The organism is Burkholderia sp. Bp9016 (assembly GCF_003857765.1).
Lineage (GTDB): Bacteria > Pseudomonadota > Gammaproteobacteria > Burkholderiales > Burkholderiaceae > Burkholderia.
Genome location: NZ_QTPY01000102.1, coordinates 1 through 344, shown reverse-complemented (window position 1 = coordinate 344; position 344 = coordinate 1). Strand labels below are relative to the sequence as shown.

At 59.9% G+C, this 344-nt stretch carries 1 protein-coding gene and 1 pseudogene; both read right to left on the bottom strand.

Annotated features, from left to right (window positions below):
* On the bottom strand, positions 1-123 hold a 123-nt coding region (locus tag DIE13_RS32635), incomplete at its 3' end, for a dTDP-4-dehydrorhamnose 3,5-epimerase family protein (protein ID WP_148094104.1).
* Positions 108-344: pseudogene (locus DIE13_RS32630) on the bottom strand (glucose-1-phosphate thymidylyltransferase); the annotation flags it as partial. The pseudogene DIE13_RS32630 and the gene DIE13_RS32635, both read right to left, overlap by 16 nt.

Sequence of the window (344 nt, the reverse complement as noted above, 5' to 3'; positions counted from 1 at the left end):
GACGAGTTCCGCGAATTCGCGGCCGTTGAAGCTCTCGTAGAAATAGCCGCGCGCATCGCCGAACACCTTCGGCTCGACGATCTTGACTTCGGGGAGTGCCGTAGCAGTTACCGTGATGGCCATGCGACCTGATCCGTAAGAATGTTCAGCAGATATTTACCGTAGCCGTTCTTCGACAGCGGTTGCGCGAGCTTCTGCACTTGCTCGGCATCGATCCAGTGCTTGCGGTACGCGATTTCCTCGGGGCAGGCGACGACCAGGCCTTGGCGCTTCTGCAGCGTCGCGATGAAGCTTGCCGCCTCGATCAGCGAATCGTGCGTGCCCGTGTCGAGCCATGCATAGCC